The following is a 22,965-nucleotide window of genomic DNA, read 5'->3' on the forward strand; positions in this document are numbered from 1 at the left end:
TACTAAAACCAGGGATTTAACCATGAAACTCTTCGCCCAGGACACGCATCTCGATCTTTCACATCCGCACGTGATGGGGATCCTGAATGTTACCCCTGACTCCTTCTCTGACGGCGGCACGCATAACACGCTTATCGACGCGGTTAAGCACGCAAATCTAATGATCAACGCGGGTGCCACCATCATTGATGTGGGCGGTGAATCGACGCGTCCCGGCGCGGCAGATGTTTCGGTGGAAGAAGAGCTGGCGCGCGTGGTGCCGGTGGTTGAGGCAATCGCGCAACGTTTCGAGGTGTGGATCTCCGTCGACACGTCCAAACCAGAAGTGATCCGTGAAGTGGCGAGAGTGGGCGCTCACATTATCAATGATATCCGCTCGCTGACCGAACCGGGTGCGATCGAGGCCGCTGCAGAAACCGGCCTGCCGGTATGCCTGATGCACATGCAGGGGCAACCGAAAACCATGCAGGAAGCGCCGAAGTATGATGATGTCTTTGCCGACGTGAATCGCTTCTTTATTGAGCATATTGAACGCTGTGAGCGTGCAGGTATCGCAAAAGAGAAATTGCTGCTCGACCCGGGGTTCGGTTTCGGTAAAAATCTCTCACACAATTATGCGTTGCTTGCTCGCTTATCGGAATTTCATCACTTTGGTCTGCCGCTGCTGGTGGGTATGTCGAGAAAGTCGATGATTGGTCAATTGCTGAATGTAGGACCGAGCGAGCGCCTGAGTGGCAGCCTGGCCTGCGCGGTAATTGCGGCGATGCAAGGCGCGCACATTATCCGTGTCCATGACGTCAAAGAAACAGTAGAAGCCATGCGTGTGGTGGAAGCCACACTGGCAGCGAAGGAAAACAAACGCTATGAGTAATCGTAAGTATTTTGGTACCGATGGTATCCGTGGGCGCGTAGGCGATGCTCCAATTACCCCTGATTTTGTTCTGAAGCTCGGCTGGGCTGCCGGCAAGGTGCTGGCGCGTCATGGCTCACGTAAGATCATTATTGGTAAAGATACCCGTATTTCGGGCTATATGCTGGAATCTGCGTTGGAAGCGGGTCTGGCGGCTGCAGGGCTTTCAGCCTCTTTTACTGGCCCAATGCCAACGCCTGCTGTTGCCTACCTTACGCGCACCTTCCGCGCGGAAGCGGGAATTGTGATCTCGGCGTCTCATAACCCGTTCTACGACAACGGCATCAAGTTCTTCTCCATTGACGGCACTAAGCTGCCGGACGAAGTGGAAGAGGCCATTGAAGCCGAAATGGAAAAAGAGATCACCTGTGTTGATTCCGCCGAGCTGGGTAAAGCGAACCGTATCGTCGATGCGGCGGGTCGTTATATCGAATTCTGCAAAGGCACCTTCCCGAACGAGCTGAGCCTGGCGCATCTTAAAATTGTGGTGGACTGTGCGAACGGTGCGACCTATCACATCGCGCCGAATGTCTTCCGCGAGCTGGGTGCGAAAGTGATCGCCATCGGCTGCGAGCCGGATGGTCTGAATATTAACGAAGAAGTCGGGGCGACGGACGTGCGCGCCCTGCAGGCGCGCGTGCTGGCGGAAAAAGCCGATCTGGGTATTGCCCTGGACGGCGACGGTGACCGCGTGATCATGGTTGACCACGAAGGTAATAAAGTCGACGGCGATCAGATCCTCTACATCATTGCCCGTGAAGGCCTGCGCCAGGGGCAGCTGCGCGGCGGCGCGGTTGGGACGTTGATGAGCAACATGGGTCTGGAGCTGGCGCTGAAACAGCTCGGTATTCCGTTTGTTCGCGCGAAAGTGGGCGACCGCTACGTGCTGGAAAAGCTGCAGGAGAAGGGCTGGCGCATTGGTGCTGAGAACTCCGGCCACGTGATCCTGCTCGACAAAACCACTACCGGTGACGGCATTGTTGCCGCGCTTCAGGTGGTTGCCGCGATGGCGCGCAACCATATGAGCCTGCACGATCTGTGCAGCGGGATGAAAATGTTCCCGCAGATCCTGGTGAACGTGCGTTTCACTGCGGGTAAAGGCGATCCGCTGGAAAATGACAACGTGAAAGCGGTGATGGCTGAGGTTGAAGCGGCCCTGGGCAGCCGTGGACGCGTGCTGCTGCGTAAGTCCGGTACCGAACCACTGATCCGCGTGATGGTGGAAGGCGAAGACGAAGCGCAGGTCACCGAATTTGCGCACCGTATTGCTGATGCCGTAAAAGCTGCATAATCTTGCATGCTAAATGTTTAAAAAGGCGGCGTTTGCCGCCTTTGTTTTAAGCAATTAATGGCTTTTTGCTGTTTTTTTCCGCAGTTGATACAATGCGTCGAAAATGCCCTTGCGAAGGTGATTCGCTTTGGTTAGTATTCACACCCGCTTCAGTGGGAAACAAAAATCCTGCTAATTGGTCGAAGCATTGGTATGCGGCAAATCCGCAAGGAACAGGTTGATTATGTACGAAGCTCTTTTAGTTATTTTCCTTATTGTAGCCATCGCTCTCGTAGCGCTGATTATGCTGCAGCAAGGTAAAGGCGCTGATATGGGAGCCTCCTTCGGAGCAGGCGCTTCCGGTACGCTGTTCGGTTCAAGTGGTTCTGCGAACTTCATGACCCGCACGACGGCGATTCTGGCTACGCTGTTCTTCATCATCAGTCTGGTGCTGGGCAATATCAACAGCAACAAGACCAGCAAAGGAAGCGAGTGGGAAAACCTGAGCGCGCCAGCAAAAACTGAGCAGACTCAGCCAGCTGCACCGGCTAAGCCAACCAGCGATATCCCGCAGTAAGTATTCCGTACCGAGGTGGTGGAATTGGTAGACACGCTACCTTGAGGTGGTAGTGCCCTAACGGGCTTGTGGGTTCGAGTCCCATCCTCGGTACCAATATTCCAGAAGAAAGACGTCGCAAGACGTCTTTTTTTTCGTCTGTAGCTTTTGCCTTTCGTAGGCCCGTTAAGCGCAGCGCCACCGGGCAAAATGGCGGGTGGCGCTGCGCTTACCCGCCCTACAAAAACCAAACAAAAAGGCGCCCATTGGGCGCCTTTTGCATGTTACATCAGCGATTACTTCTTATCGTTATTCTCCAGGTTTTCAACCTGCGGCAGGCCGTTACCGGAATTCGCAGAGAGCAGACCATTCTCAACGTAGTTGAACAGTTTCTCACGGGTATCGGTGATGTCCAGGTTACGCATGGTCAACTGACCAATACGGTCGTCCGGAGAAAACACAGACTCACCTTTTTCCATGGTCAGACGCTCGGCTTTATAGGTCAGGTTGTCCGACACGGTGTTAAGAATGGAGTAGTCGTTACCACGACGCAGTTCCAGGGTCACTTCACCGGTGATCGCGCTCGCTACCCAACGCTGCAGCGCGTCACGCAGCATCAGCGCCTGCGGATCGAACCAGCGACCCTGATACAGCAGTTTGCCCAGTTGACGACCATGAGAATGATACTGCTCGATGGTATCTTCGTTGTGAATACCGGTCAGCAGACGCTCGTAAGCGATGTGCAGCAGCGCCATCCCCGGAGCTTCATAGATACCGCGGCTTTTCGCTTCGATGATACGGTTTTCAATCTGATCGCTCATGCCCAGACCGTGACGGCCGCCGATGCGGTTTGCTTCCAGCATCAGTTCAACGTCGCCAGAGAAGGTCTTACCGTTCAGGGCAACCGGATGACCACGTTCGAAACGCACGGTCACTTCTTCTGCCGGGATCTTCACGCTCTCGTCCCAGAACTTCACGCCCATGATCGGGTTAACGATCTTCACGCTGGAGTTCAGGAATTCCAGGTCCTTCGCTTCGTGCGTCGCGCCCAGCATGTTGGAGTCGGTGGAGTAGGCTTTCTCGACGGACATCTTATAGTCAAAACCGCAGGCGATCATAAACTCGGACATTTCATGACGACCGCCCAGCTCGTCGATGAAGTCGGTGTCCAGCCACGGCTTGTAGATCTGCAGTTCCGCGTTGGTCAGCAGGCCATAACGATAGAAACGTTCGATATCGTTGCCTTTATAGGTGCTGCCGTCACCCCAGATGTTTACGCCATCTTCTTTCATGGCGGCAACCAGCATGGTGCCGGTGACGGCACGACCCAGCGGGGTGGTGTTGAAATAGGTCAGGCCGCCCGTGGTGTTATGGAACGCACCGCACTGAATAGCGGCGATACCTTCAGCAACCAGTTGCTTACGGCAGTCAATCAGTCGCGCGTTTTCTGCGCCATACTCTTTAGCGCGACGAGGAATAGCATCGTAATCGTCCTCATCCGGCTGACCCAGGTTCGCAGTATATGCATACGGAACCGCTCCCTTCTGGCGCATCCACAGCAGTGCAGCGCTGGTATCCAGGCCGCCTGAGAAAGCGATGCCAATACGTTGTCCTACCGGAAGATGCTTGAGAATCGTCGTCATAGAATAAAACCCTGCTTGATTGACTGATTAGAGACCGCTTTCGCTCTCTTGTGCATTTTTATGCAAAATAAGTGAGTATTCATTTAATCATCTTTTGTCGAAGACCGGAAGAGACTCATGCGTTTTTTGTAAAAAATTTGGTCTGTTCTCTCTGGCGGAAGCTGGGTTGACAGGTGGGGTCAACTATCAATATACTAAACGCCGATTTTACGTCCCGTCTTCGGTACCAAATCCCAGCATTATTTGCAAATTCTGTCCAAAACGCGTAGAATTTGCCACGTTTCAGGCGCGGGGTGGAGCAGCCTGGTAGCTCGTCGGGCTCATAACCCGAAGGTCGTCGGTTCAAATCCGGCCCCCGCAACCACTTTCCCATAAAGTTCTTTTTCAAATATACTGTGAAGACTTAGAGCCTTCGTAGCTGGATTTGAAAAAATTCTTTCGGAGAGTGCTCCAGGCCACAGTTGTGGCTATAGGGTTCAGTTATCTAAAGCCCCGATTTATCGGGGTTTTTTGTTATCTGACTACAGAATAACTGGGCTTTACGCCCTTTTTTTATGTCTTGGGGGTGGGCTTGTCCACATTAGAGCAAAAATTAACAGAGATGATTACTGCACCGGTCGAAGCACTGGGCTACGAACTGGTCGGCATCGAATTCGTTCGCGGCCGTACATCGACGCTGCGCATCTATATTGATAGTGAAGATGGCATCAATGTTGATGATTGTGCTGATGTCAGCCACCAGGTGAGTGCGGTTCTTGATGTTGAAGACCCGATTACCGTTGCGTACAACCTGGAAGTTTCCTCACCTGGCCTGGATCGCCCGATGTTCACGGCCGAGCACTATGTGCGCTTTACCGGTGAAGAAGTGGCTCTCGTTCTGCGTATGGCCGTACAGAACCGCCGTAAATGGCAGGGAATTATCAAAGCCGTTGATGGTGAAATGATCACGGTAACAGTCGAAGGCAAAGATGAAGTGTTCGCGCTGAGTAATATCCAGAAGGCGAACCTGGTTCCCCACTTTTAACAGTCTGGATTGAGGTGAAAAGCCCGCGATGAACAAAGAAATTTTGGCTGTTGTTGAAGCCGTCTCCAACGAGAAATCACTGCCGCGTGAGAAAATTTTCGAAGCGCTGGAAAGTGCACTGGCTACAGCAACCAAGAAAAAATACGAACAAGAGATCGATGTTCGCGTAGAAATCGATCGTAAAAGCGGTGACTTCGATACATTCCGTCGTTGGGTAATCGTTGAAGAAGTGACCCAGCCGACCAAAGAGATCACCCTGGAAGCGGCACGTTTTGAAGACGAAAGTCTGAACGTGGGTGACTACGTTGAAGATCAGATTGAATCTGTGACCTTCGACCGTATCACCACCCAGACCGCTAAGCAGGTTATCGTGCAGAAAGTGCGCGAAGCCGAGCGCGCGCTGGTTGTCGATCAGTTCCGCGATCAGGAAGGCGAAATCATCACTGGCGTGGTGAAGAAAGTGAACCGTGACAACATCTCTCTGGAAATTAAATCCGAAGGGATGCCGGGCAACGCTGAAGCCGTGATCCTGCGTGAAGACATGCTGCCGCGTGAAAACTTCCGCCCGGGCGACCGTATTCGTGGTGTTCTGTACGCCGTGCGCCCTGAAGCGCGTGGTGCACAGCTGTTCGTGACCCGTTCTAAACCAGAAATGCTGGTTGAACTGTTCCGCATCGAAGTGCCGGAAATCGGCGAAGAAGTTATTGAGATCAAAGCAGCAGCTCGCGATCCAGGCTCTCGTGCGAAAATTGCGGTGAAAACCAACGACAAGCGTATCGACCCGGTCGGTGCTTGCGTCGGTATGCGCGGTGCGCGCGTTCAGGCGGTTTCTACCGAACTGGGCGGCGAGCGTATTGATATCGTTCTGTGGGACGACAACCCGGCGCAGTTCGTGATCAACGCAATGGCTCCGGCTGATGTCGCGTCTATCGTTGTTGACGAAGACAAACACACCATGGATATCGCTGTTGAAGCGGGCAACCTGGCGCAGGCGATTGGCCGTAACGGTCAGAACGTACGCCTGGCGTCACAGCTGAGCGGCTGGGAACTCAACGTCATGACCGTTGATGACCTGCAGGCTAAGCATCAGGCTGAAGCCCATGCGGCGATCGATACCTTCACCAAATACCTCGACATTGACGAAGACTTCGCCACTGTTCTGGTAGAAGAAGGTTTCTCTACGCTGGAAGAACTGGCCTATGTGCCAATGAAAGAGCTGCTGGAAATTGACGGTCTGGATGAGCCAACCGTTGAAGCCCTGCGTGAACGCGCTAAAAACGCACTGACCACCCTGGCACTGGCTCAGGAAGAAAGCCTTGGCGATAAGAAGCCTGCTGATGACCTGCTGAATCTGGAAGGTCTTGATCGTGCGATTGCGTTCAAGCTGGCTGCCCGTGGTGTTTGTACGCTGGAAGATCTCGCTGAGCAAGGCGTTGATGACCTGGCCGATATCGAAGGTTTAACCGACGAGAAAGCCGGCGAACTCATCATGGCCGCACGTAATATTTGCTGGTTCGGCGACGAAGCGTAATAAACTGTAGCAGGAAGGAACAGCATGACTGATGTAACTGTAAAATCGCTGGCTGCTGAGATTCAGACCTCCGTGGACCGCCTGGTACAGCAATTTGCTGATGCAGGGATCCCGAAGTCCGCTGATGACTCGGTGACCGCGCAAGAAAAACAAACCTTGTTAACGCACCTGAACCGCGAACACGGTTCTACGCCTGACAAGTTAACGCTGCAGCGCAAAACGCGCAGCACGTTAAACATTCCTGGTACCGGTGGCAAAAGCAAATCGGTACAAATTGAAGTCCGCAAGACGCGCACCTTTGTAAAACGTGATCCGCAAGAGGCAGAACGCCTTGCCGCGGAAGAGCAGGCACAGCGTGAAGCGGAAGAACAAGCTCAGCGTGAGGCGGAAGCAGCCGCCAAACGTGAAGCAGAATTAAAAGCTGAACGTGAGGCCGCAGAAAAAGCGAAACGCGACGCCAGTGATAAAGTGAAGCGTGACGCTGCGGAAAAAGACAAAGTGAGCAATCAACAGACAGACGAAATGACCAAAACCGCCCAGGCTGAAAAAGCCCGCCGTGAAAATGAAGCTGCCGAGCTGAAGCGTAAAGCGGAAGAAGAAGCCCGCCGTAAGCTGGAAGAAGAAGCTCGCCGCGTCGCTGAAGAAGCGCGCCGTATGGCAGAAGAAAACGAGAAGAATGGCGTGAATACCGCTGAACCGACTGAAGACACCAGCGACTATCACGTGACCACTTCTCAGCATGCGCGTCAGGCTGAAGATGATAACGACCGTGAAGTAGAAGGCGGCCGTGGCCGTGGTCGTAATGCAAAAGCCGCGCGTCCGGCTAAGAAAGGTAACAAACACGCTGAATCTAAAGCTGACCGCGAAGAAGCTCGTGCAGCGGTTCGCGGTGGTAAAGGCGGTAAGCGTAAAGGTTCCTCTCTGCAGCAGGGCTTCCAGAAGCCAGCTCAGGCGGTTAACCGTGACGTCGTGATTGGCGAAACCATCACCGTTGGCGATCTGGCGAACAAGATGGCGGTTAAAGGCTCTCAGGTCATCAAAGCGATGATGAAGCTGGGCGCAATGGCGACCATCAACCAGGTTATCGACCAGGAAACCGCACAGCTGGTTGCCGAAGAGATGGGCCACAAAGTTATCCTGCGTCGTGAAAACGAGCTGGAAGAAGCAGTAATGAGCGACCGTGACACTGGCGCTGCGGCTGAACCGCGTGCACCGGTTGTGACCATCATGGGTCACGTTGACCACGGTAAAACCTCTCTGCTCGACTACATTCGTTCTACGAAAGTTGCCTCCGGCGAAGCGGGTGGTATTACCCAGCACATCGGTGCTTACCACGTAGAAACTGAAAACGGCATGATCACCTTCCTGGATACCCCAGGCCACGCAGCGTTCACCTCAATGCGTGCTCGTGGTGCTCAGGCTACGGATATCGTTGTACTGGTTGTTGCAGCAGACGATGGCGTTATGCCACAGACCATTGAAGCTATCCAGCACGCGAAAGCGGCGCAGGTGCCTCTGGTTGTTGCGGTCAACAAAATCGATAAGCCAGAAGCCGATCTGGACCGCGTGAAGAACGAACTGTCTCAATACGGCGTTATGCCGGAAGAGTGGGGCGGCGAAGCGCAGTTCATCCCTGTATCTGCAAAAGCGGGTACTGGTATCGACGACCTGCTGAACGCTATCCTGCTTCAGGCCGAAGTTCTGGAGCTGAAAGCCGTTCGTAAAGGTATGGCGAGCGGTGCGGTAATCGAATCCTTCCTGGATAAAGGTCGTGGTCCGGTTGCAACGGTTCTGGTTCGCGAAGGTACGCTGAACAAGGGCGACATCGTTCTGTGTGGCTTCGAATACGGTCGCGTTCGTGCGATGCGTAACGAACTGGGTCAGGAAGTGCTGGAAGCAGGTCCGTCCATTCCAGTGGAAATCCTGGGTCTGTCCGGTGTTCCGGCTGCCGGTGATGAAGTGACCGTTGTACGTGACGAGAAGAAAGCGCGTGAAGTGGCACTGTATCGTCAGGGCAAATTCCGTGAAGTTAAGCTGGCGCGTCAGCAGAAATCTAAACTTGAGAACATGTTTGCGAACATGGCTGAAGGCGAAGTTCACGAAGTGAACGTCGTTCTGAAAGCGGACGTTCAGGGTTCTGTGGAAGCGATCTCCGACTCCTTGCTGAAACTGTCTACCGACGAAGTGAAAGTGAAGATCATCGGTTCTGGCGTAGGTGGTATCACCGAAACCGACGCAACCCTGGCTGCGGCATCCAACGCTATCCTGGTTGGCTTCAACGTGCGTGCTGATGCATCTGCTCGCCGCGTGATCGAAGCGGAAAGCCTGGATCTGCGCTACTACTCCGTCATCTATAACCTGATCGACGAAGTGAAAGCCGCGATGAGCGGTATGCTGTCTCCTGAGCTGAAACAGCAGATCATCGGTCTGGCTGAAGTGCGTGACGTGTTCAAATCACCGAAATTCGGTGCGATCGCGGGCTGTATGGTTACCGAAGGTACCATCAAGCGTCACAACCCAATCCGCGTACTGCGTGACAACGTGGTTATCTACGAAGGCGAGCTGGAATCCCTGCGCCGCTTCAAAGATGACGTTAACGAAGTCCGTAACGGCATGGAATGTGGTATCGGCGTTAAGAACTACAACGACGTTCGCGTTGGCGATATGATCGAAGTGTTCGAAATCATCGAGATCCAACGCAGCATCGACTAATCCTTAGGGATAAGTCCATATGTAGGCCGGGATCGCCTCGTGCCACCCGGCAATAATTTTAAAAGGGGCTTTTAGCCCCTTTTTTGTCTGGAGAATTTATTATGGCGAAAGAATTTGGTCGCCCACAGCGCGTGGCGCAGGAGATGCAGAAAGAGATTGCGCTTATCCTGCAACGCGAAATCAAAGACCCGCGTATCGGTATGATGACCACCGTCTCTGGCGTGGAAATGTCTCGTGATCTGGCCTATGCCAAAGTGTTCGTGACCTTCCTGAACGATCAGGACGAAGCGGCGGTTAAAAACGGCATTAAAGCACTGCAGGAAGCCTCTGGTTTCATCCGCTCTCTGCTCGGCAAAGCGATGCGCCTGCGTATTGTTCCCGAGCTGACCTTCTTCTACGACAACTCGCTGGTCGAAGGTATGCGCATGTCCAACCTGGTGACCAGCGTGGTGAAACATGACGACGAACGTCGTGTTAACCCGACGGACGACAGCAAGGAGGACTGATGAGTCGTCCTCGTCGTCGCGGTCGCGACGTGCATGGCGTGCTGCTGCTGGATAAACCGCAGGGTGCATCCAGCAACGACGTGCTGCAAAAAGTGAAGCGTATTTATAACGCTAACCGTGCGGGCCACACCGGCGCGCTGGATCCGCTGGCGACCGGCATGCTGCCGATTTGCCTGGGTGAAGCAACAAAGTTTTCCCAGTACCTGCTCGATTCCGATAAACGCTACCGCGTTATCGCTAAGCTGGGCCAGCGTACGGATACCTCCGACGCGGATGGTCAGGTGGTGGAAGAGCGCCCGGTGACCTTCAGCGCCGAACAGCTTGATGCGGTGCTGGAGAGCTTCCGCGGGGACACGATGCAGGTGCCGTCGATGTATTCGGCGCTGAAATATCAGGGCAAAAAGCTTTACGAATATGCGCGCCAGGGAATTGACGTCCCGCGCGAAGCGCGTCCGATAACCGTGTATGAGCTGCTGTTCATTCGCCACGAAGGTGACGAGCTGGAGCTGGAAGTCCACTGTTCGAAGGGGACCTATATTCGCACCATCATCGACGACCTGGGTGAAAAGCTGGGCTGCGGTGCGCATGTGATTTATCTGCGTCGTCTGGCGGTCAGTAAATATCCGGTGGAACGCATGGTGACGCTTGAGCAGCTGCGCGCGCTGGCTGAGCAGGCACAAGCGCAGGGAGTGGAACCAGCAGATTTGCTGGATCCACTGCTGATGCCAATGGACAGTCCGGCAGCGGACTTCCCGATCGTTAATCTTCCTTTAACATCGTCCGTTTACTTTAAGAACGGAAACCCGGTTCGTACGACGGATGCGCCGCTGGATGGACTGGTACGCGTGACGGAAGGTGACGAAGGGAAATTCATCGGTATGGGCGAAATGGACGGTGAAGGGCGCGTTGCGCCGCGTCGTCTGGTCGTCGAATATCCGGTCGACGCGTGACGGTGATTACGCCTCACCTTGCGATAAGCAGGGGAGACGAGTAGAATATCGCCGCTTAACGCCCGGTAAATTGTTTAACAATCTGCGGGGCGTACATGGGGTCGCTGAATTAGAGATCGGCACCCTTACATTTTTTATACTTTGGAGTTTGAAAATGTCTCTAAGCGTTGAAGCTAAAGCTAAAATCGTTTCTGAGTTTGGTCGTGGTACTAACGACAGCGGTTCTACCGAAGTTCAGGTTGCACTGCTGACTGCACAGATTAACCACCTGCAGGGTCACTTTGCAGAGCACAAAAAAGATCACCACAGCCGTCGTGGTCTGCTGCGCATGGTTTCTCAGCGTCGTAAACTGCTCGACTACCTGAAGCGTAAAGATGTTGCACGCTACACCGCGCTGATCGAGCGTCTGGGTCTGCGTCGCTAAGTCTTGCGAGTTTCAGAAAAGGGGGCCTGATGGCCCCTTTTTTCAACCAGACGGCAGCAATTCAATGGAAACTATTGTATTGTTGCTATAAATGATCTTCATTGCAGAGGTTCGCGCGGCTAATGAGAGGCTTCACCCATGGGGGTGTCGGTTGTCATTAGTCGCGAGGATGCGAAGAAGGTCGGGTTAAATCGACAGCACGCCGGCGGTGTGCTGTCATACATTTAAGAAAGGATAGAATTTTGCTGAATCCGATCGTTCGTAAATTCCAGTATGGTCAACATACCGTCACGCTGGAAACCGGCATGATGGCACGCCAGGCGACTGCTGCCGTTATGGTAAGCATGGATGACACCGCGGTATTCGTGACCGTTGTGGGCCAGAAAAAAGCTAAACCAGGTCAGGACTTCTTCCCGCTGACCGTTAACTACCAGGAGCGTACTTACGCTGCCGGTAAAATCCCGGGTGGCTTCTTCCGTCGTGAAGGCCGTCCAAGCGAAGGCGAAACCCTTATCGCGCGTCTGATTGACCGCCCGGTTCGTCCGCTGTTCCCGGAAGGCTTCGTTAACGAAGTGCAGGTTATTGCGACCGTTGTTTCCGTTAACCCACAGGTTAACCCGGACATCGTTGCGATGATCGGTGCCTCCGCTGCCCTGTCACTGTCTGGTATTCCATTCAATGGCCCAATCGGTGCCGCGCGCGTCGGTTACATCAACGACCAGTACGTGCTGAACCCAACTCAGGAAGAGCTGAAAGAAAGTAAGCTGGACCTGGTTGTTGCCGGTACTGAAGCGGCTGTGCTGATGGTTGAATCCGAAGCTGAACTGCTGAGCGAAGACCAGATGCTGGGCGCTGTGGTGTTCGGTCACGAGCAGCAGCAGATTGTTATCCAGAACATCAACGACCTGGTGAAAGAAGCCGGTAAGCCACGTTGGGACTGGCAGCCAGAAGCAGCAAACGACGCGCTGAACGCACGCGTTGCGGCACTGGCAGAATCTCGTCTGAGCGACGCTTACCGCATCACCGACAAACAGGAGCGTTACGCTCAGGTTGACGCGATCAAATCTGAAGTAACCGCGACCCTGGTTGCCGAAGACGAAACGCTGGACGCTAACGAAATTGGCGAAATTCTGCACGCTATCGAGAAAAACGTTGTTCGTAGCCGCGTACTGGCAGGCGAGCCGCGTATCGATGGCCGTGAAAAAGACATGATTCGTGGTCTGGACGTACGCACTGGCGTACTGCCGCGTACTCACGGTTCTGCGCTGTTCACCCGTGGTGAAACGCAGGCGCTGGTTACCGCAACCCTGGGTACCGCACGTGACGCGCAGATCATCGATGAACTGATGGGCGAGCGTACTGACAACTTCCTGTTCCACTACAACTTCCCTCCGTACTCTGTGGGCGAAACCGGTATGGTTGGCTCACCGAAGCGTCGTGAAATTGGTCACGGTCGTCTGGCGAAGCGCGGCGTGCTGGCAGTGATGCCGGAAGCTGACAAATTCCCGTACACCGTTCGTGTGGTTTCTGAAATCACCGAATCCAACGGTTCTTCTTCCATGGCTTCCGTATGTGGTGCCTCTCTGGCGCTGATGGATGCGGGCGTGCCGATCAAAGCCGCCGTTGCGGGTATCGCAATGGGTCTGGTGAAAGAAGGCGACAACTTCGTTGTTCTGTCTGACATTCTGGGTGACGAAGACCACCTGGGCGATATGGACTTCAAAGTAGCGGGTTCCCGCGACGGTATCTCTGCCCTGCAGATGGATATCAAAATTGAAGGTATCACCAAAGAGATCATGCAGGTTGCTCTGAACCAGGCTAAAGGTGCGCGTCTGCACATCCTGGGCGTGATGGAACAGGCTATCAACGCGCCACGCGGTGATATCTCTGAATTCGCTCCGCGTATTCACACCATCAAGATCAATCCAGACAAGATCAAAGATGTTATCGGTAAGGGCGGTTCTGTTATCCGCGCGCTGACCGAAGAGACCGGCACCACCATCGAAATCGAAGATGACGGTACTGTGAAGATCGCAGCAACCGACGGCGAGAAAGCGAAATTCGCTATCCGTCGCATCGAAGAAATCACTGCTGAAATCGAAGTGGGCCGTATCTATGCAGGTAAAGTGACCCGTATCGTTGACTTTGGCGCATTCGTTGCCATCGGCGGCGGTAAAGAAGGTCTGGTTCACATCTCTCAGATCGCTGACAAGCGCGTTGAGAAAGTGACCGATTACCTGCAGATGGGTCAGGAAGTGCCGGTTAAGGTTCTGGAAGTTGACCGTCAGGGCCGTATCCGTCTGAGCATTAAAGAAGCAACCGAGCAGTCTCAACCTGCTGCGGCACCGGAAGCTCCGGCTGCTGAACAGCAAGGCGAGTAAGTTGCCATTTGCCCTCCGCTTTGCGGAGGGCCTGTTATCAGGCAGGACGCCTTGTTAAGCCGCCGGGGGACAGGACGTTCATCCAATAGTTGTCTTCGGGAGTGGGAAATGAAGCCTTTTTTGCGCTGGTGTTTCGTTGCGACAGCTTTAACGCTGGCAGGATGCAGCAACTCTGCCTGGCGTAAGAGCGAAGTCCTCGCAGTGCCATTGCAACCGACTTTGCAGCAGGAAGTGATTCTGGCACGCATGGAACAAATACTTGCCAGTCGGGCTTTAACCGATGACGAACGCGCACAGCTTTTATATGAGCGCGGAGTGTTGTATGATAGTCTCGGTCTGAGGGCATTAGCGCGAAATGATTTTTCACAAGCGCTGGCTATCCGACCTGATATGCCTGAAGTATTCAATTACTTAGGCATTTATTTAACGCAGGCAGGCAATTTTGATGCTGCCTATGAAGCGTTTGATTCTGTACTTGAGCTTGATCCAACTTACAACTACGCGCACTTGAATCGCGGTATCGCATTGTATTACGGCGGTCGTGATAAGTTAGCGCAAGATGATCTGCTGGCGTTTTATCAAGACGATCCTAATGATCCTTTCCGTAGCCTGTGGCTTTACATTGTTGAGCGGAAGCTCGATGAGAAGCAGGCAAAAGAAGCACTACAACAGCGCTTCGAGAAATCGGATAAGGAACAGTGGGGATGGAACATTGTCGAGTTCTACCTGGGCAACATTAGCGAAGCAACGCTGATGGAACGCCTCAAGGCGGACGCAACGGATAACACCTCGCTCGCTGAGCATCTCAGTGAAACCAACTTCTATTTAGGTAAGTACTACCTAAGTCTGGGGGATATGGACAGCGCTACGGCACTGTTCAAATTAGCGGTTGCTAACAACGTACATAACTTCGTTGAGCACCGTTATGCATTGTTGGAATTATCGCTCTTGGGCCAGGAGCAAGACGACCTGGCAGAATCGGACCAGCAATAGCTGACGACATAAACATCAGCCCGTAATCTTTTGATTGCCATCACCTTCACTGGTGAGGGCGTTGTTGTTCGTCAATACACCTACTTTGAGCCGGTTCACACTTTTCAATGAAAATTGCTAATCATTTTCACGATGAGCTAAGTAGACTGGCCGCTATTGACATTGAGGCACTCGTACTACATGGCTGAATTCGAAACCACTTTTGCAGATCTGGGCCTGAAGGCTCCTATCCTTGAAGCCCTTAACGATCTGGGTTACGAAAAACCATCTCCGATCCAGGCAGAATGTATCCCGCATCTGCTTTCTGGTCGTGACGTGCTGGGCATGGCCCAGACTGGTAGCGGTAAAACTGCAGCGTTCTCGCTGCCGCTGCTGAACAACATCGATCCGGACCTGCGTGCACCGCAGATCCTCGTCCTGGCTCCAACTCGTGAACTGGCTGTTCAGGTTGCTGAAGCAATGACGGAATTCTCTAAACATATGCGCGGCGTAAACGTGGTAGCCCTGTACGGCGGCCAGCGTTATGACGTGCAGTTACGCGCCCTGCGCCAGGGCCCACAGATTGTCGTCGGTACGCCGGGCCGTCTGCTGGATCACCTGAAGCGCGGTACTTTGGACCTCTCTAAACTGAGCGGCCTGGTACTGGATGAAGCAGATGAAATGCTGCGTATGGGCTTCATTGAAGACGTAGAAACCATCATGGCGCAGATCCCGGAAGGTCACCAGACCGCTCTGTTCTCTGCAACCATGCCAGAAGCGATCCGTCGCATTACCCGCCGCTTCATGAAAGAGCCGCAGGAAGTGCGTATTCAGTCCAGCGTGACCACTCGCCCGGACATCAGCCAGAGCTACTGGTCCGTGTACGGCATGCGCAAAAACGAAGCGCTGGTCCGTTTCCTGGAAGCGGAAGATTTTGATGCGGCGATTATCTTCGTGCGTACCAAAAATGCGACCCTGGAAGTGGCTGAAGCGCTGGAGCGTAACGGCTACAACAGCGCAGCGCTGAACGGCGACATGAACCAGGCCCTGCGTGAGCAGACGCTGGAGCGTCTGAAAGACGGTCGTCTGGATATCCTGATTGCAACCGACGTGGCAGCACGTGGTCTGGACGTTGAGCGTATCAGCCTGGTTGTGAACTACGACATCCCGATGGATTCCGAGTCTTACGTTCACCGTATCGGTCGTACCGGTCGTGCGGGTCGTGCGGGCCGTGCGCTGCTGTTCGTTGAGAACCGCGAGCGTCGTCTGCTGCGCAACATTGAACGCACCATGAAGCTGACCATTCCAGAAGCCGACCTGCCAAACGCAGATCTGCTGGGCAAACGCCGTCTGGAAAAATTTGCCGCGAAAGTACAGCAGCAGCTGGAAAGCAGCGATCTGGATCAGTACCGCGCGCTGCTGTCGCAGATCCAGCCTGTCGCTGAAGGCGAAGAGCTGGACATGGAAACTCTGGCTGCAGCACTGCTGAAAATGGCTCAGGGCGAACGTAGCCTGATCGTGCCACCTGATGCGCCAATGCGTCCTAAGCGTGAATTCCGTGACCGTGACGATCGTTTCGAACGTCGTGGCGACCGTAATGACCGTGGCCCACGTGGTGACCGTCCAGAGCGTGGTGGTGAAGACCGTCCACGTCGTGAACGTCGTGACGCAGGCGATATGGAACTGTACCGCATTGAAGTGGGCCGTGATGATGGTGTTGAAGTTCGTCACATCGTTGGCGCGATTGCTAACGAAGGCGACATCAGCAGCCGTTACATTGGTAACATCAAGCTGTTTGCATCCCACTCTACCATCGAACTGCCAAAAGGCATGCCGGGCGAAGTACTGCAGCACTTTACTCGCACCCGCATCCTGAACAAGCCGATGAACATGCAGCTGCTGGGCGATGCACAGCCACGTCCTGACCGCGGTGGCGAACGTCGTGGCGGTGGTCGCGGTTTCGGCGGCGAGCGTCGTGAAGGCGGTCGCAGTGAAGGTCGCGGTAGTGAAGGTCGTCGTTTCTCCGGCGAGCGCCGCGAAAGCCGTGGCCCACGTCGTGAAGAAGGCACCAGCCGTCGTCGTTTCGGTGACGCGTAAGCCTTTCACTTCTGACGTAAAGTAAAATATACAGCCCCGATACACGCTATCGGGGCTTTTTTTATTCCCTTTGTACTCTCGTACTGGTACAGTGCATCGCACTAAAATGCAGAACCGCATAATTAACTGGAGAAAAGGCTGTATGGCGACACTAACCACCACCCAAACGTCACCTTCGCTGCTTGGCGGCGTGGTGATCATCGGCGGAACCATTATAGGTGCCGGGATGTTTTCCCTGCCCGTGGTCATGTCCGGTGCGTGGTTCTTCTGGTCGCTGGCCGCGCTGGTGTTCACCTGGTTCTGCATGCTGCATTCCGGCCTGATGATCCTTGAAGCGAACCTGAACTACCGCATTGGCTCCAGCTTCGACACCATCACCAAAGATCTGCTGGGCAAAGGCTGGAACCTGGTGAACGGCCTTTCCATCGCATTTGTGCTCTACATCCTGACCTACGCGTACATCTCAGCAAGCGGCTCGATTCTGCATCACACCTTTTCGGAGATGTCGCTGAACGTTCCGGCGCGTCTGACGGGACTCTGCTTTGCGCTGGGCGTGGCGTTTATCGTCTGGATGAGCACCAAAGCGGTGAGCCGCATGACGGCGATTGTGCTGGGCGCTAAGGTCATCACCTTCTTCCTGACCTTCGGCAGCCTGCTGGGGCACGTGACGCCCGCCACGCTGTTTAACGTTGCCGAAGTGAATACCTCCTATACGCCGTACCTGCTGATGACCCTGCCGTTCTGCCTGGCGTCGTTTGGCTACCACGGTAACGTGCCGAGCCTGATGAAGTACTACGGCAAAGATCCGCGCACCATCGTGAAGTGCCTGGTCTACGGCACGCTGCTGGCGCTTGGGCTGTATGTGATTTGGCTGCTGGGGACGATGGGCAACATCCCGCGCCCGGAGTTTATCGGCATTGCGCAAAAGGGCGGTAACATTGATGTGCTGGTGCAGGCGCTGAGCGGCGTGCTGAACAGCCGCAGCCTGGATCTGCTGCTGGTGATCTTCTCTAACTTCGCGGTGGCGAGCTCTTTCCTCGGTGTGACGCTGGGCCTGTTTGACTACCTGGCGGATCTGTTTGGCTTTGACGATTCTGCGATGGGACGTTTCAAGACGGCGCTTCTGACCTTCCTGCCGCCGATTGTCGGCGGTCTGCTGTGGCCGAACGGGTTCCTCTATGCCATCGGCTATGCAGGGCTGGCGGCCACCATCTGGGCGGCGATTGTGCCAGCGCTGCTTGCACGTAAATCACGTAAACGCTTCGGCAGCCCGAAATTCCGTGTCTGGGGCGATAAACCGATGATTGCGCTGATCCTGGTATTTGGGGTGGGTAACGCGCTGGTCCACGTGCTGTCGAGCTTTAACCTGTTGCCTGTGTACCAGTAAACACATTGCCCGGTGGCGCTACGCTTACCGGGCCTACAGGGATCGCGTAGGCCGGATAAGGCGAAGCCGCCATCCGGCAAAAAACTACCCCACCAATTCTTCTTTCACCTGCATCGCCAGGTCAAACGAATGCAAACGCGCCTGGTGATCGAAAATCTGGCCGTTGACCATAATTTCATCCGCCTGCGTTTCACGCAGCACTGCTTCCAGCCCGTGACGCACTTTTGCCTTATCACCCACCAGCGACATGCTCAACGCCTGCTGCACGCCATACTGCTCGGAGGCCGACCACAGCTGATGCATATTTTCCACCGGAGGCGGCAACTGGCCCGTCTCGCCGCGGCGCAGCTTCACAAACGCCTGCTGCATAGAGGTAAACAGGAATTCCGCGTCGCGATTGCTGTCAGCGGCAATGATGTTGATACACACCATTGCGTACGGCTTCTCCAGACGCTCGGACGGTTTGAAGTTCGTACGGTAGAGGTGCAGCGCCTGATGCAGCATATCCGGCGCGAAGTGGGAGGCGAACGCGAACGGCAGCCCCAGCTGCGCGGCGAGCTGCGCGCTATACAGGCTCGAGCCTAACAGCCACACCGGGATCTTCTCGCCATAGCCCGGCACCGGGCGCACGTGCGGGTTCGGATCGCGCGCGTCGAACCAGTCCACCAGTTCCGCCACGTCGCGCGGGAAGTTATCGATATCGCCGCTCATATGGCGGCGCAGGGCGCGCATGGTCGGCTGGTCGCTGCCCGGCGCGCGGCCAAGCCCCAGGTCAATACGGCCCGGATAGAGGGTGTTCAGTGTCCCGAACTGCTCGGCAATCACCAGCGGGGCGTGGTTCGGCAGCATCACGCCACCGGAGCCAAGGTGCAAAGTGGTGGTATTCGCTGCCAGGTAGCCAATCAGCACCGATGTAGCGGCGCTGGCAATGCCGACCATGTTGTGATGTTCTGCCAGCCAGTAGCGGCGATAGCCACGCTTTTCGGCCAGCTGAGCCAGATCGAGAGAGTGCGTGAAGGCTTCTCTTGCCGAGGAGCCTTGTGGGATCGGCGCCAGATCCAGCACCGAAAACGGAAGGGTTTTGTCAGTCATAACAGCTCACTTTGTCGACGGTCAATCTTTAATACTGCATTAAAAAATGATAACCGTTGTTAACAAAGTGAGCCTTTTTTAGGCCTGAAGTTCCAGCCCGGCCAGACGTTTCCAGTAACCGTTGCAGTCGCTGTTTGCCGTCAGCGGCAGCGGCGACGCGCCGTTTTCGTTGGCGCGGAAGGCGTCCAGCATCGCGAAAACGCTGGTATCCAGCGGCGACAGGCGCACCATGTCCACCAGTCCGTCCATCGACGCCAGTTCGTTGCCGAGGTTATAGACGTAACCGCTCATGGTCTGAATGCCGTTCAGGACGAATACCTGCTGGTTCTCCTGCGACAGCATGCTGCGCCCGTTCGGGTACTTGATGCAGCAGGTTTCACATTCATCTTTCGGGCGGTCTTCCGATCGCGCGGTGAAGCAGCGGGCAGAGTAGGCCAGCGGCAGATGACCGTAGCTCAGCACTTCCACTTCGAACTGATGGCGAATGCCCAGTTCGTCGCACTGATTCAGCAGGTTTGCCAGCCAGTCACGGGAGAGCTCTACCGGCATGCACCAGCGGGTCATTCCCTGTTTGAGCAGCAGGCGCAGGGTGACGGCGTTATAGCAGTTCAGCGCATGGCCTGCGACAAACGGCAGCCTGCGTTCGGCGCACATGTTCACTACCCCCAGGTCGCTCGCCTCCAGCAGAAACTCACCGTTTTCGACGTAGCGCTTCAGCTCGCCCAGTTCGGACGAAGCCTGCACCAGCGCGAGCGTTGACAGCACCACCTGCTTGCCGCTCCCGGCCAGGCTTTTCGCCATCTCCAGCCAGTCGCCCACTTTGGTGGCGCGGCGTTTGCTGCACACTGCCTCACCGAGGTAAATCACATCGGCGCTGCTGGTGGCGGCCTGTTGATAAAAATCTTCCAGCGTCTCTTTTGGCCAGTAGTAGAGCACCGGCCCTAATGAATATTTCATGGTTATCTCACTGCCATTTACGGTGATACGCGCCCAGCGTGGTTTGCGTGCCTTCGGACATCGATCCGAGCGTCTCCATCCACGCCGCCTGTGGGGTGTAGTTCTGCGGGTCCGCCATGCAGCGGTCGATGGCCTGACGCCACACTTTCGCCACCTGGCTCACATAGGCCGGACTGCGCTGGCGACCTTCAATTTTCACCGAGGCAATATTGGCGGCCAGTAGTTCCGGCAGCAGCTCCAGCGTGTTAAGGCTGGTGGGCTCTTCCAGCGCGTGGTAGCGCTCGCCGTCGACCAGGTAGCGGCCTTTGCACAGTGTCGGATAACCCGCGTTTTCACCGTCCTGATAGCGGTCGATCAGAACTTCATTCAGACGCGACTCCAGCCCCTGTGGGGTCTGCTGCCAGCGGACGAAGCGGGCAGGGGAGCAGGCCCCGACGGTATTCGGCGATTCACCGGTTAAGTAAGAAGAAAGATAGCAACGGCCTTCGGCCATGATGCACAGACTACCAAAGGCAAAAACCTCCAGCGGCACTGGCGTGACGCGCGCGAGTTGCTTAACCTGATGAATAGAGAGCACGCGCGGCAGCACCACGCGGGCGACGTCAAAGTGTTGATGGTAAAAACGCACCGCCTCTTCGTTGGTGGCAGATGCCTGAACAGAGACGTGGCGCTCAATATGCGGATAGCGTTCTGCTGCATACTCAAGCATGGCGAGGTCGGCCAGGATTAACGCATCGGCGCCCAGCTGTGCTGCCATATCCACCGCGCGCTGCCAGCGGGCGTAACCGTCAGGATGGGCAAACGTGTTGATGGCAATATGCAGCTTGCGGCGGTGCTGATGAACGAAGTTAACGGCTTCCTGAAGCTTTTTCTCCGTAAAGTTAAGGCCAGCAAAATGGCGGGCGTTGGTGTCATCCTTCAGCCCGATATAGACCGCATCGGCCCCATTCTCGATGGCCGCCTTAAGCGCCGGAAGGTTTCCGGCAGGGCAGAGCAGCTCCATAAATTATCCTGATGTAGTCGATAGCAAAATTGTTAACGAGCTGGGATTTTAATTAACCCATACGCGACAATTTTTGATTTAAGGCAGCTAATGGCGTATTGATGGCACCAATAATGGGGTACGTCCGACGATGGTTTGTTGATTTACGCCGCTATGTTCTGGAACGGATGTGGCAAAATAGCGGGACTATAGCTATCAGGGAGTAAAGCTCGTGCTGGATAAACTGCGTTCACGTCTCGTACAATTCGGTCCATCAATGCTGAGCGTGCCGGTCAGGCTGGCGCCGTTCGCGCTTAAACGTCAGGTGCTGGAGCAGGTCCTGAGCTGGCAGTTCCGCCAGGCGCTGCAGGATGGCGAGCTGGAATTCCTGGAAGGCCGCTGGTTGAGCATTGAGGTGCGTGACATCGGGCTGCGCTGGTTTACCTCCGTTGAGAATGACCAGCTGATCGTCCGTGAAATCGCCGAGGCGGACGTGAGCTTTAGCGCCAACGCCAGCGATCTGCTGATGATCGCCGCGCGCAAGCAGGATCCGGATACGCTCTTCTTCCAGCGCCGTCTGGTGATTGAGGGCGACACGGAGCTTGGCCTGTACGTTAAGAATTTAATGGATGCCATTGAGCTGGAGCAGATGCCGAAAGCGCTGCGCGTGATGTTGATGCAAATGGCAGATTTTGTTGAGGCGGGGCTGAAATCCCCGCCGGACAGTAAACACACTTCAGTAGGTGAGCCATGCTGATTCGAGTCGAAATAGGGATTGATGCACCGGGTATCGATGCGTTATTACGCCGCTCTTTTGAGAGCGATGCGGAAGCCCAACTGGTCCACGATCTCCGTGAAGACGGCCTGATCACGCTGGGGCTGGTTGCCACCGATGACGAAGGTCAGGTTGTCGGCTATGTTGCCTTCAGCCCGGTGATCGTTCAGGGTGAAGATCTTCAGTGGGTGGGCATGGCACCGCTGGCGGTAGATGAAAACTACCGCGGGCAGGGCCTGGCGCGCCAGCTGGTCTATGAAGGGCTGGACTCGCTGAATGAGTTTGGTTATGCCGCCGTGGTCACGCTGGGCGATCCGGCGTTCTATGGCCGTTTAGGCTTCGAGCAGGCCGCGCATTACGATCTTCGCTGCCGCTGGCCGGGTACCGAATCCGCCTTCCAGGTGCATCGCCTGGCGGATGATGCCCTGAACGGCGTAAATGGTCTGGTGGACTACCACGACCATTTTAATCGCTTTTAATCAGGCTCTCGCGTAGCGCCTCAAAGGAGCCGTCTCCGGTCACGAGGCGCTCCTTCTGGCGCTTCGTTAGTTGCTTAATACGGTACTCCAGCCTGAGTGCCAGCGATCTGTCCCCCACGGCGGCAGAAAAAACCAGTTGCAGTTCGCCTTTCCCCCGCAGCGCTTTTGCCCCTTTCCCCGTTTGATGTTGTAAAAAACGCCGCGCCACATCGGTGGTGATCCCGGTGTAGAGTGCGTTATCAGCGGTTCGGACAAGATAGAGAAACCAGCACACGGTAAACAGATTCAGTATGTTAAGGTGAACGCACCATAGCATG

At 55.0% G+C, this 22,965-nt stretch carries 21 protein-coding genes and 2 tRNA genes; 18 read left to right on the forward strand and 5 right to left on the reverse strand.

Going from position 1 to position 22,965, the window contains the following annotated elements:
• The first annotated feature begins 22 nt into the window (after window positions 1–22).
• From folP to APT89_RS08370, 4 genes are all read left to right on the forward strand, one after another.
• Complete coding sequence (folP, locus tag APT89_RS08355; protein ID WP_045630725.1) at window positions 23–871, forward strand: dihydropteroate synthase; 849 nt, start codon at window positions 23–25, stop codon at window positions 869–871.
• Window positions 864–2,201 carry a phosphoglucosamine mutase gene (gene glmM, locus APT89_RS08360; RefSeq protein ID WP_041907881.1) on the forward strand — a complete coding sequence of 446 codons (1,338 nt, stop codon included), beginning with the start codon at window positions 864–866 and terminating at the stop codon, window positions 2,199–2,201. The genes folP and glmM overlap by 8 nt, the downstream gene beginning before the upstream one ends.
• Window positions 2,202–2,424: 223 nt before the next feature.
• Window positions 2,425–2,757 (forward strand): preprotein translocase subunit SecG, encoded by a 333-nt coding sequence (secG, locus tag APT89_RS08365; RefSeq protein ID WP_003861803.1) that lies wholly within the window; start codon window positions 2,425–2,427, stop codon window positions 2,755–2,757.
• Window positions 2,758–2,766: 9 nt separating this feature from the next.
• A tRNA-Leu gene (locus APT89_RS08370) sits at window positions 2,767–2,853 on the forward strand.
• A 179-nt stretch (window positions 2,854–3,032) separates the two neighbouring features.
• Here APT89_RS08370 and argG read toward each other — a convergent pair.
• A complete protein-coding gene (gene argG / locus APT89_RS08375) occupies window positions 3,033–4,379 on the reverse strand; it encodes an argininosuccinate synthase (protein ID WP_041907883.1) in 1,347 nt (448 codons plus the stop codon).
• A 287-nt stretch (window positions 4,380–4,666) separates the two neighbouring features.
• Between argG and APT89_RS08380 the strand changes: the two genes are divergently transcribed.
• From APT89_RS08380 to mtr, 12 genes are all read left to right on the forward strand, one after another.
• A tRNA-Met gene (locus APT89_RS08380) sits at window positions 4,667–4,743 on the forward strand.
• A 207-nt stretch (window positions 4,744–4,950) separates the two neighbouring features.
• On the forward strand, window positions 4,951–5,403 hold the full coding sequence (gene rimP / locus APT89_RS08385) for a ribosome maturation factor RimP (RefSeq protein WP_014833432.1): 453 nt from the start codon (window positions 4,951–4,953) through the stop codon (window positions 5,401–5,403).
• Window positions 5,404–5,431: 28 nt separating this feature from the next.
• Window positions 5,432–6,934 (forward strand): transcription termination factor NusA, encoded by a 1,503-nt coding sequence (nusA, locus tag APT89_RS08390; protein WP_014885374.1) that lies wholly within the window; start codon window positions 5,432–5,434, stop codon window positions 6,932–6,934.
• 24 nt (window positions 6,935–6,958) lie between these two features.
• Window positions 6,959–9,646 (forward strand): translation initiation factor IF-2, encoded by a 2,688-nt coding sequence (gene infB / locus APT89_RS08395; RefSeq protein WP_041907885.1) that lies wholly within the window; start codon window positions 6,959–6,961, stop codon window positions 9,644–9,646.
• Window positions 9,647–9,747: 101 nt separating this feature from the next.
• The gene (gene rbfA, locus APT89_RS08400; protein ID WP_041907887.1) at window positions 9,748–10,152 is read left to right on the forward strand and encodes a 30S ribosome-binding factor RbfA; all 405 of its coding nucleotides are present in this window, start codon (window positions 9,748–9,750) and stop codon (window positions 10,150–10,152) included.
• Window positions 10,152–11,102 carry a tRNA pseudouridine(55) synthase TruB gene (gene truB / locus APT89_RS08405; protein ID WP_049137015.1) on the forward strand — a complete coding sequence of 317 codons (951 nt, stop codon included), beginning with the start codon at window positions 10,152–10,154 and terminating at the stop codon, window positions 11,100–11,102. The genes rbfA and truB overlap by 1 nt, the downstream gene beginning before the upstream one ends.
• Before the next feature lie 154 nt (window positions 11,103–11,256).
• Window positions 11,257–11,526, forward strand: a complete 270-nt coding sequence (rpsO, locus tag APT89_RS08410; protein WP_003861789.1) for a 30S ribosomal protein S15 — start codon at window positions 11,257–11,259, stop codon at window positions 11,524–11,526.
• Between the two features lie 242 nt (window positions 11,527–11,768).
• Window positions 11,769–13,907 carry a polyribonucleotide nucleotidyltransferase gene (gene pnp, locus APT89_RS08415; protein ID WP_059354213.1) on the forward strand — a complete coding sequence of 713 codons (2,139 nt, stop codon included), beginning with the start codon at window positions 11,769–11,771 and terminating at the stop codon, window positions 13,905–13,907.
• A 108-nt stretch (window positions 13,908–14,015) separates the two neighbouring features.
• Window positions 14,016–14,900, forward strand: coding sequence for a lipoprotein NlpI (gene nlpI, locus APT89_RS08420; RefSeq protein WP_028014546.1), 885 nt, complete (start codon window positions 14,016–14,018; stop codon window positions 14,898–14,900).
• A gap of 107 nt (window positions 14,901–15,007) precedes the next feature.
• A complete protein-coding gene (gene yrbN, locus APT89_RS24785) occupies window positions 15,008–15,088 on the forward strand; it encodes a protein YrbN (protein ID WP_100122156.1) in 81 nt (26 codons plus the stop codon).
• A complete protein-coding gene (locus APT89_RS08425; protein WP_048956700.1) occupies window positions 15,081–16,976 on the forward strand; it encodes a DEAD/DEAH family ATP-dependent RNA helicase in 1,896 nt (631 codons plus the stop codon). The genes yrbN and APT89_RS08425 overlap by 8 nt, the downstream gene beginning before the upstream one ends.
• Before the next feature lie 142 nt (window positions 16,977–17,118).
• On the forward strand, window positions 17,119–18,363 hold the full coding sequence (gene mtr / locus APT89_RS08430) for a tryptophan permease (protein ID WP_060572040.1): 1,245 nt from the start codon (window positions 17,119–17,121) through the stop codon (window positions 18,361–18,363).
• A gap of 84 nt (window positions 18,364–18,447) precedes the next feature.
• Here the strand turns inward: mtr and APT89_RS08435 are convergent, their stop codons facing one another.
• The 3 genes from APT89_RS08435 to ubiU all read right to left on the reverse strand — a co-directional run bounded on the left by APT89_RS08435 (window position 18,448) and on the right by ubiU (window position 21,415).
• Entirely contained in the window at window positions 18,448–19,455 is a 1,008-nt protein-coding gene (locus tag APT89_RS08435; RefSeq protein ID WP_041907895.1) for a luciferase-like monooxygenase, read from the reverse strand.
• Window positions 19,456–19,533: 78 nt separating this feature from the next.
• Entirely contained in the window at window positions 19,534–20,412 is an 879-nt protein-coding gene (locus APT89_RS08440; protein WP_028014542.1) for a U32 family peptidase, read from the reverse strand.
• 7 nt (window positions 20,413–20,419) lie between these two features.
• Entirely contained in the window at window positions 20,420–21,415 is a 996-nt protein-coding gene (gene ubiU, locus APT89_RS08445; protein ID WP_060572041.1) for a ubiquinone anaerobic biosynthesis protein UbiU, read from the reverse strand.
• Window positions 21,416–21,626: 211 nt separating this feature from the next.
• Between ubiU and ubiT the strand changes: the two genes are divergently transcribed.
• Together ubiT and APT89_RS08455 are read left to right on the forward strand one after the other, a co-directional pair.
• The gene (gene ubiT, locus APT89_RS08450; protein ID WP_041907898.1) at window positions 21,627–22,151 is read left to right on the forward strand and encodes a ubiquinone anaerobic biosynthesis accessory factor UbiT; all 525 of its coding nucleotides are present in this window, start codon (window positions 21,627–21,629) and stop codon (window positions 22,149–22,151) included.
• Entirely contained in the window at window positions 22,145–22,648 is a 504-nt protein-coding gene (locus tag APT89_RS08455; protein WP_041907900.1) for a GNAT family N-acetyltransferase, read from the forward strand. Before ubiT ends, APT89_RS08455 begins: the two co-directional genes overlap by 7 nt.
• Here APT89_RS08455 and APT89_RS08460 read toward each other — a convergent pair.
• Window positions 22,635–22,964 carry a GIY-YIG nuclease family protein gene (locus APT89_RS08460; RefSeq protein ID WP_060572042.1) on the reverse strand — a complete coding sequence of 110 codons (330 nt, stop codon included), beginning with the start codon at window positions 22,962–22,964 and terminating at the stop codon, window positions 22,635–22,637. The genes APT89_RS08455 and APT89_RS08460 overlap by 14 nt on opposite strands.
• Between the last annotated feature and the right edge of the window lies 1 nt (window position 22,965).

Origin of the sequence: Enterobacter sp. 50588862, from assembly GCF_001462935.1 — a bacterium.
Classification (GTDB): domain Bacteria; phylum Pseudomonadota; class Gammaproteobacteria; order Enterobacterales; family Enterobacteriaceae; genus Enterobacter; species Enterobacter bugandensis.